Origin of the sequence: uncultured Granulicatella sp., from assembly GCF_963515095.1 — a bacterium.
Lineage (GTDB): Bacteria > Bacillota > Bacilli > Lactobacillales > Aerococcaceae > Granulicatella.
The window spans coordinates 1-8,370 of record NZ_CAUPXD010000043.1; the positions used below are offsets into that span (position 1 = coordinate 1).

Here is an 8,370-nt window from a genome sequence, read left to right on the forward strand (position 1 = left end):
CAACTTTTGTTTCTGTCATGAGTAAGACGGTGAAACCGTCTTGGAGTTTTTCCTGCACTACAATGAGAAGTCTTTTTTCTTAGTAATAAAGTCTTATATGAAAATTTATAGTATCGGAGAAAGCAGTCTGGAGAATTTTTGTTTAAATTTTTTCCACGGAGATTGCTTTTTAAAATACGCTTCATCTACTAATAAACAGTTCTCAATATCTTTCTCAAAAATATCTTGTAGCTTACATGAAATTTCCTCATCATAAATAAACGCATTAATTTCAAAATTCAATCGGAAACTTCGCATATCAAAATTAGAGGTTCCAACTGTAGAAGCAACGCCATCTACGACCATTGTTTTCGCATGCAAGAAACCTTCTTCGTATAAATAAATTTCTACACCGTCTTTTAATAAATTCCGACAATAATATTCTGTTGCACGATAAACAAATGGATGATCCGGTTTGCATGGAACCATAATTCGTACTTTTACTCCTGAAAGAGCAGCCACTTGCAAAGCTTCCAGAACACTTTCATCTGGAATAAAATAAGGCGTTTGAATATCAATCGATTTTTTCGCCATATAAATCATTTTAACAAATCCCATTTTAATTTTTTGATAATCATTATCCGGCCCTGTTGAAACGATTTGCATAGCTGTATCTCCTAAACATTCTAAAGTAGGAAAATATCGCTCAGAAAATGTTTTTTGATATCGTTCTGAAGCTGTTGCATTCCAATCAATAAAGAAGCGAGCTTGAAGAGATAATACGGCATTCCCTCTAATTCTTAAATGCGTATCTCTCCACTGCCCTAGTTTTCCCTTTCCTAAATATTCATCCCCAATATTAAAGCCACCCACATAGCCAATCTTTCCATCAATGACAACAATTTTACGGTGATTACGATAGTTCATCCGCAAATTAATAATCCCAAATGTATACCCGAAAAAGGCTTCTGAACGTCCACCCGCATCGTGAAGTTTCTTCCAAAATTTTTGTTTTGTAAAACGAGACCCTAATGCATCATATAGCACTAAAACTTCGACTCCTTGTTGCGCTTTTTCAACTAAAATTTCTAATAATTCATGGCCTAATTCATCATCATTAAAAATATAATAGCCGATATGAATATGGTCTTTAGCATCTCTCAAATCTTCTTTTAATTGAGTAAATTTCTCCTGACCAGATGTCATAATTTCAACTTGATTTCCTTTTGTAATAACAGATTCATCACTTTCTAAAAATAGCACCGCTAATTCTTTTAAATATAAATCTTCAAAAAACGTATTATCTTGTTCTAATTCCTCTAATTGAGTTTCGGCTACTTTTCTAATTCGAAATGTGTCTTGAGATTTCAAATCGAAAATTCGATCTTTACTAATTTTTCTTCCAAAAAAGAAATAAATAATAAACCCTAAAAATGGGAAAAAGACTAAGACTAATAACCAAGCCCATGTAGCAGAAATCTCTCTCGGTTCTCTAAAGACCGTAATAATTGCTCCAAGTGTATTGATAAATATCAAACCTGTTACTATTGTCAATAATAAATCCATTTCCTCTCTCCTTCCCTTCTTATTTAGAAAAAAAGCAGGAAAACAGAAACTGTTTTCCCACTCTCATTAGTCATTTAATAAGTGAGATTTTTCTTTTCGAGATAAGTATTTTGTTCCTTTCGGAATGTAAATGTCACGTTTTACATAAATCAACGTTACTAATACTACTAATGTCACTACTAATGTAGCAATAAAGTTTACTGAAAATCCTAAAAATCCACTTGCTAAAGCAACTTTTTCAGTTGCAAATAATGTTGGTGCTCCAATCGCACTAGCAATAGCATGGAAACCATAGCTGACAAATGTTGCAATAATACTAGCTGTTACTACATTTAAAACAGTAGAAGAAATGCGAGCATTAAATGCTGTACGAACCGTATTTCTCGCAAAGAATCCAGCAAAAGCTACAAATCCATATCCCATTACAGAATCATGGAATGGAACAACAATATATCCTGTTCCACTTGGATGTAATACTCCATGTAGAAGACCAAATAAAATACTTGCGATTGCTCCCCAAATTCCTCCATGTCTTAGTGATACTAAAATTAAAGGAATAATGGCAAAGTCAATGACTACATTTCCTCCAATTGCTGGAATGTAAGAAAGTCCACTAGCAACAACAATTGCTACCAAAACTTCTAACATAATTTTAACTGCTTTTGAACCCATGAATGTTCCCCTTTCAATAATACAACTTAATCTTTTTTATAATGTGATGCTTCCATAATAATTGGAAGAATAACTGGGCGACGTTTTGTTTGTTCAAATAAATAGCGACTTAATCCATCACGTACTTCTTGTTTTAAACGTGGCCATTCAAAATTATCACTTGCTAAATTTTCTTCCACAATATCCGTCACAATTTTTTGTGATTCTTGTAATAACTCTTCACTCGTCTTCATATAAACAAAGCCTCGAGAAACAATTTGTGGTCCGGATAAAATTTTTCCTAAACGTCTAGAAATCGTTACAACGACTACGAAAATTCCATCTTCTGATAAAATCTTACGATCTTTTAGTACAATATTACCGATATCTCCAACACCAATTCCATCTACTAGAACATTTCCCGCTGGAACTTGTCCAGTAGCGGTCATTCTTCCTTTAGAAATTTCAATAACATCCCCTTTACCAGGAATGAAAATATTAGAATATGGAATTCCTAATTCGTGTGCTAACTCAGCATGAGCTAATAAACTACGATATTCCCCTTGAACGGGAATGAAGAATGTTGGTTGTAATAAATTCATCATTAGTTTTAAATCATTTGGAGTCGCATGTCCGCTTGCTTTCGCATTATCAGCCATTTCAACGACTTCAGCTTCCGCACGGTAAATCATATCTTTCGTACGAGCAATGGCTGTTTCCATTGCAGTTGAAGGAGTTGTCGCAATATAGACTAAATCTCCTTGATGTAAATTCACTTGACGGTGACGACCTTGTGCCATTTTTTGTAAAGCTTTAATTGGTTCGCCTACATTTCCTGTTTCTAACACCACAATTTCATCATCTGCTAAACGTTTTAATTCACGTGCAGTTACGAATAAATCTTCTGAAGGAACTGTTAATTTATTTAATTTCAATGCAATATTCACGATTTCTTCTAATTCTGCACCTGTTAAGAAAATCTTACGTCCTGATTCATGAGCTGCATTAAAAACTTGTTGAATTCGTAAAATATTACTTGCCACACAGGCTACAATAATACGCCCAGTTGCATTTCTAAATGTATCTAAAATACTAGCTTCAATTCTACGATCGCTAACATTTTCCTCGTAACTTTCTGCATCACTAGAATCACTTAATAAGGCTAAGACATATTCTTCTCCAATATCCGTAATACGGCCAAAATTACTTTGATAGCCAACGGCAGCACTTTGGTCAAACTTAAAGTCTCCAGTATAAACAATACTTCCGTCTGCTGTTTTTAAAACAATCGCTACTGAATCTGGAATAGTATGGGTTGTTTTGAAAAATTTCACCGTTACAGATTCAAAATCAATTTCTGTATTTTCAGTGACGATATGATAATCATCAAATCCTTTTACTTGTTTAGAAGACTCTACATAATATTTTGCTAAAGCAATCGTTAATTCTGTCCCAAAAACTGGTGCTTGAATATTTTTTAGAAAATAAGGAAGAGCTCCTACTGCATCCGCATGACCATGGGTTAAAAATACTCCTGCAATCCGATCTTTATTGTCTTCTAAGTAAGTAAAATCTGGAATCACGACATCGATTCCTAATAATTCGTCTTCTGGATAAACCAATCCACAATCTAAGACGAAAATATCTTCATCTACTTCAACGGCATATAAACTCTTACCGTTTTCTCGAACGCCTCCTAGCGCCATTATTTTAATTGAACTCATAGTTCACCTCATCTTATTTATTTGTTGTATTTTGTCTTACCAACTTGTTTACATTCTTATTCTAGAATACCATATTTACGTTTTTTTGACTAACATTTCATATTTTTCTTGGAAATAAAAAATGAGACTAGGGTTTTCCTAGCCTCATTTCATGAATGATTAAGCTTCTTTTTCGATTAATGCTTTGCGAGATAAGTTAATACGACCTTGTCCATCAATTTCAGTAACTTTTACTTTTACTTTATCTCCAATCGCTAATACATCTTCTACTTTTGCCACACGTTCATGCGCTAATTCAGAGATGTGAACTAATCCATCTTTTCCTTTTGCAATTTCAACAAAAGCTCCGAATTTTTCAATACGGCGAACAGTTCCTTCATACACTTGTCCAGCTTCGATTTCACGTGTTAAATCTTCAATAATTTCTTTTGCACGTTGAATCATTGCAGCATCAGTTGAAGCAATGGATACATGACCTTCTTGATCGATATCAATTTTAACGCCAGTTTCATCAATAATGCTATTGATTGTTTCTCCACCACGACCGATAACAACTTTAATTTTATCTGGGTGAATAGAAATCATTTCAATCTTAGGTGCATATGGGCTTAACTCATTACGAGGTTCAGCAATTGTAGAAGTTAATTCTTCTAAAATTTCAAAACGAGCTTTTTTCGCTTGCGTTAATGCTTCACGTAAAATTTGTTCTGTAATTCCTTGGATTTTAATATCCATTTGTAAAGCTGTAATACCAGTTGTTGTACCAGCAACTTTAAAGTCCATATCTCCTAAGTGGTCTTCTAACCCTTGGATATCTGTTAATACTGTATAGTTTGTACCATCAGAAATTAATCCCATCGCAATACCAGCTACAGGAGCTTTAATGGGAACACCTGCTGCCATTAACGCTAATGTTCCCGCACAAATACTTGCTTGAGAAGATGAACCATTTGATTCTAACACTTCTGATACAAGACGAATTGTATAAGGGAAATCTTCTGGAGTTGGGATGACTTGTTTCAATGCACGTTCCCCTAAAGCACCGTGCCCAATTTCACGACGACCTGGGCTTCCAGCACGACCTACTGAACCTACAGAGAATTGTGGGAAATTGTAGTGGTGGATGAATCGTTTACCTTCTTCAATTCCTAAACCATCAATGACTTGATATTCTCCTAAAGGTGCTAATGTAGCTGAAGTTAATGCTTGAGTTTGTCCACGAGTAAATAAACCTGAACCGTGAACACGTGGTAATAAGTCAATTTCTGAAGACAATGGACGAATTTCGTCAATTTTACGACCATCAGGACGTACTTTTTCTTCAGTAATTAAACGACGTACTTCATCTTTTTCAAGATTATCTACTAATTGAGAAACTTGTTTTAATAAACCTACTTTTTCATCATTTTCTTCTAAAACAGCTTCAAAATGTTCTAATGCAGTTTCTTTAACTTTTTCAATATTTTCTTCACGAGCTAATTTTTCTTCTGTTTGGATTGCATTAATCATTGCTTGACTGAATAAGTCTTTCACTTGTTTTTCGATTTCTGAATCAAATGATAGCAATGTTACTTCCATTTTTTCTTTTCCAATTTCTTGAACGATTTGTTGTTGGAAAGCTACTAATTTTTTAATTTCTTCGTGACCAAATAATAATGCTCCTAACATATCTTCTTCGCTCACTTCTCTAGCAGAACTTTCTACCATGTTAATCGCAGTTGCAGTACCCGCTACAGATAATTCGATATCTGATAATTCAGCTTGTTCAGTTGTAGGGTTAATCACGTATTCTCCGTTTACACGACCAACATCTACCCCAGCAATTGGACCATCAAATGGAATATCTGAAATACATAATGCTAAACTTGAACCAAACATAGCAGCCATTTCTGGTGGACAGTTTGGATCTACAGACATTACAGTATTTGTAATTTGAACTTCATTACGGAAACCTTCCGCAAACATTGGACGAATTGGACGGTCAATTAAACGAGCTGTTAATGTCGCATGTTCACTTGGACGTCCTTCACGTTTAATAAATCCTCCAGGAATTTTACCTGCTGCATACATTTTTTCTTCATAATTAACAGTTAATGGGAAGAAATCTGTATCCTTTGCTTGTTTTGTACCAACGGCTGCTGTTAATACAACTGTATCTCCATAACGAACTAAGACAGCACCATTTGCTTGTTTTGCTAATTGGCCGATTTCAACTTGTAACAGTCTTCCGCCCCATTCATAGCTATATACTTTTTTCTCTGACATATCGATTCTCCTTTTCTTCTTTTTAAGAGTATCTTTTAAACCTACTTTTAGAAATATAAACAGACGAAATAGTCACCTTCTTATATTTCTAAAGTAAGCACGCTAAAAAGAATACTCCTTGATTGTCATACGCAATAATTCTACCATAAACGATACTGAATAACTATTTTTTTGAGTATTTTTTGAAAAAAATCCTAAAAACGATTGCATTTTATCTTCAAAGTGCTATACTAAAAACGTAATCAATGCCTCCTTAGCTCAGTTGGTAGAGCAGTAGACTCTTAATCTATGGGTCACAGGTTCGAGCCCTGTAGGGGGCATAATGAAATATAATTCTTATTAAAGTGAACGTAAAAACATTGTTATTATCACATTGTTCTTACGTTTTTATTTATTTTTATCCATTTTAATCTAAACTAAATCTAAACTTTTATCTAAACTATTTTCTAAACAAAACAACTACCGTCCCTATGGTGAGAATAAAAAAATTACCTTTCTGTTCAGATCCATTCAAATTCTTATCTATACTAATTTTGGGTACAAAAAAAGCACCTAACTATTGTTAAGTGCTTGGATAAAATTTAGTATTAAAATACACGAGCTATGTGTTTGATTCGTACGTTATCCCCTTTATATTCTTCAATGCCTAAATGGTCCAATAGAGCTATATACAACTCACGAAAAGTCAGTTTTGAAAAAGTTTCCAATTCATCATCATCTTTTAAAATAGATAATTTTTCTGCTTTTTCTTCTGGAGTTAAATCACTTTTTAAAACTGTAGCTATTAATTTACATTTTTCAATCATTACTAGTTTTTTCATCGTTCTTCATCCTCTTTGTTGAAATTTTCATTATATTCTTTATCCATTATCCATTATTTTCTACTTGCATTATAACGCTCAGAAATGTAAAAGACTCAACAATTCTACATTAGTTAGAATCTATTTTTTACTAGTTGCTATTTTATGCAAAAATTTATTCATAACTGGAAAACATTTCCTTGTAGTAATGTGCAAACTGATTGTCTCCCTTATAAGGTTGTATACCAAGAACATCTAGTGCTGCTAAAGCAATAGTGCCAATAGGGGCGTGTGTTATTGGCATTGGATTCTTATCTGACACTAATCTTTTTATTTTTCTAATAGTTTTATCTGAAACATCATGATTCAAAACAGCATTTCTAATAAATATTCCATTATCCACTATAGCCATAATAGTTTCCTACTTTCCGAATATTCTATTATATTTTTTAATTAGGTAATATTCTACTCTTTAATAGAGGCTTGATTTAAGCTATAAACGTTATAAAACTCTAGCTACATGTTTCAACAATTCATTATCCCCTGTATATTTTTCGATACCTAAATTATCTAATACAGCTAGATAAATGTCATGAAAACTTAGTTTGATAAAATGCTCAACTTCATAATCATCTTTAAAAAACTCTAATTTCTTAGCTTTTTCTTCAGGTGTTAGATCACTTTCCATTACTTTTACTAATAATTTACCTTTTTCTACCATTGTCATTTTTTTCATTTTTACATCATCACCTTTATTCTAAATGAATTTTTATCATGATTTATCCCTAATCATCCCAACTCTATTTTCTGGGAGATAACAAAAATGATGTTTAGAATAAAGTTTATCCGCCGGAACTTTGGCTACTAATGTAATAAAACTACTCTCATGTGTATTTTCATCAAACCATTGATCAATGATTTCCATCATTTTATTGGCAATTCCACGTCTCTGGAATTTTTTGTCCACCATAATATCAGAGACAACAAAAGTAATTCCTCCATCACCAACAATTCTTCCAAGTCCAATAAGTTCATCATCCTCATAAACAGAAACGGCGAAAAGAGTCCCTTCAAGTGCCTTTTTAACTTCAGAATTTGGTTTAGTACTGTTCATCCCAGAGTTAACTCTCAATTTGTTATAAGCTTCAACACTTGGTACTTTATGAATAAATTCCATACTAGTAATTCCTCCAATACCTTTTTGTACACTTATTATAACACTTAAACTCAATTTATGTAGTCTATGAAAGTTTTTCTATTTCGCTATATCTAACTTTTACTTAATAAAAAAACAATCATTACCAGCCGTTAGATAGCTGATCATGATTGTGGCTCATCGACAAATTCTGTTGGTGGATCAAATTTAACACCAAATTAAGTCTTTA

The 8,370-nt window shown here is 33.2% G+C and carries 8 protein-coding genes and 1 tRNA gene; 1 reads left to right on the plus strand and 8 read right to left on the minus strand.

Annotation, left to right across the window (positions count from 1 at the left end; genetic code table 11):
* Window positions 1-105: 105 nt before the first annotated feature.
* The 4 genes from cls to pnp all read right to left on the minus strand — a co-directional run bounded on the left by cls (window position 106) and on the right by pnp (window position 6,185).
* The gene (gene cls, locus RWL86_RS07855; protein WP_314078621.1) at window positions 106-1,545 is read right to left on the minus strand and encodes a cardiolipin synthase; all 1,440 of its coding nucleotides are present in this window, start codon (window positions 1,543-1,545) and stop codon (window positions 106-108) included.
* A gap of 66 nt (window positions 1,546-1,611) precedes the next feature.
* Entirely contained in the window at window positions 1,612-2,217 is a 606-nt protein-coding gene (locus RWL86_RS07860; RefSeq protein WP_314078623.1) for an energy-coupled thiamine transporter ThiT, read from the minus strand.
* A 26-nt stretch (window positions 2,218-2,243) separates the two neighbouring features.
* Window positions 2,244-3,920: a ribonuclease J gene (locus RWL86_RS07865; RefSeq protein WP_314078625.1), complete on the minus strand. Its 1,677-nt coding sequence runs from the start codon at window positions 3,918-3,920 to the stop codon at window positions 2,244-2,246.
* Between the two features lie 159 nt (window positions 3,921-4,079).
* Entirely contained in the window at window positions 4,080-6,185 is a 2,106-nt protein-coding gene (gene pnp / locus RWL86_RS07870) for a polyribonucleotide nucleotidyltransferase (RefSeq protein ID WP_314078627.1), read from the minus strand.
* A 247-nt stretch (window positions 6,186-6,432) separates the two neighbouring features.
* Between pnp and RWL86_RS07875 the strand changes: the two genes are divergently transcribed.
* Window positions 6,433-6,505 (plus strand) — tRNA-Lys (locus RWL86_RS07875).
* 267 nt (window positions 6,506-6,772) lie between these two features.
* Here RWL86_RS07875 and RWL86_RS07880 read toward each other — a convergent pair.
* The 4 genes from RWL86_RS07880 to RWL86_RS07895 form a co-directional block, all read right to left on the minus strand.
* The gene (locus RWL86_RS07880; RefSeq protein ID WP_314078628.1) at window positions 6,773-7,006 is read right to left on the minus strand and encodes a hypothetical protein; all 234 of its coding nucleotides are present in this window, start codon (window positions 7,004-7,006) and stop codon (window positions 6,773-6,775) included.
* A 154-nt stretch (window positions 7,007-7,160) separates the two neighbouring features.
* A complete protein-coding gene (locus tag RWL86_RS07885) occupies window positions 7,161-7,397 on the minus strand; it encodes a hypothetical protein (protein WP_314078631.1) in 237 nt (78 codons plus the stop codon).
* A gap of 90 nt (window positions 7,398-7,487) precedes the next feature.
* Window positions 7,488-7,721 carry a hypothetical protein gene (locus RWL86_RS07890; protein WP_314078633.1) on the minus strand — a complete coding sequence of 78 codons (234 nt, stop codon included), beginning with the start codon at window positions 7,719-7,721 and terminating at the stop codon, window positions 7,488-7,490.
* A 36-nt stretch (window positions 7,722-7,757) separates the two neighbouring features.
* A complete protein-coding gene (locus RWL86_RS07895) occupies window positions 7,758-8,162 on the minus strand; it encodes a GNAT family N-acetyltransferase (protein WP_314078634.1) in 405 nt (134 codons plus the stop codon).
* Window positions 8,163-8,370 lie beyond the last annotated feature (208 nt).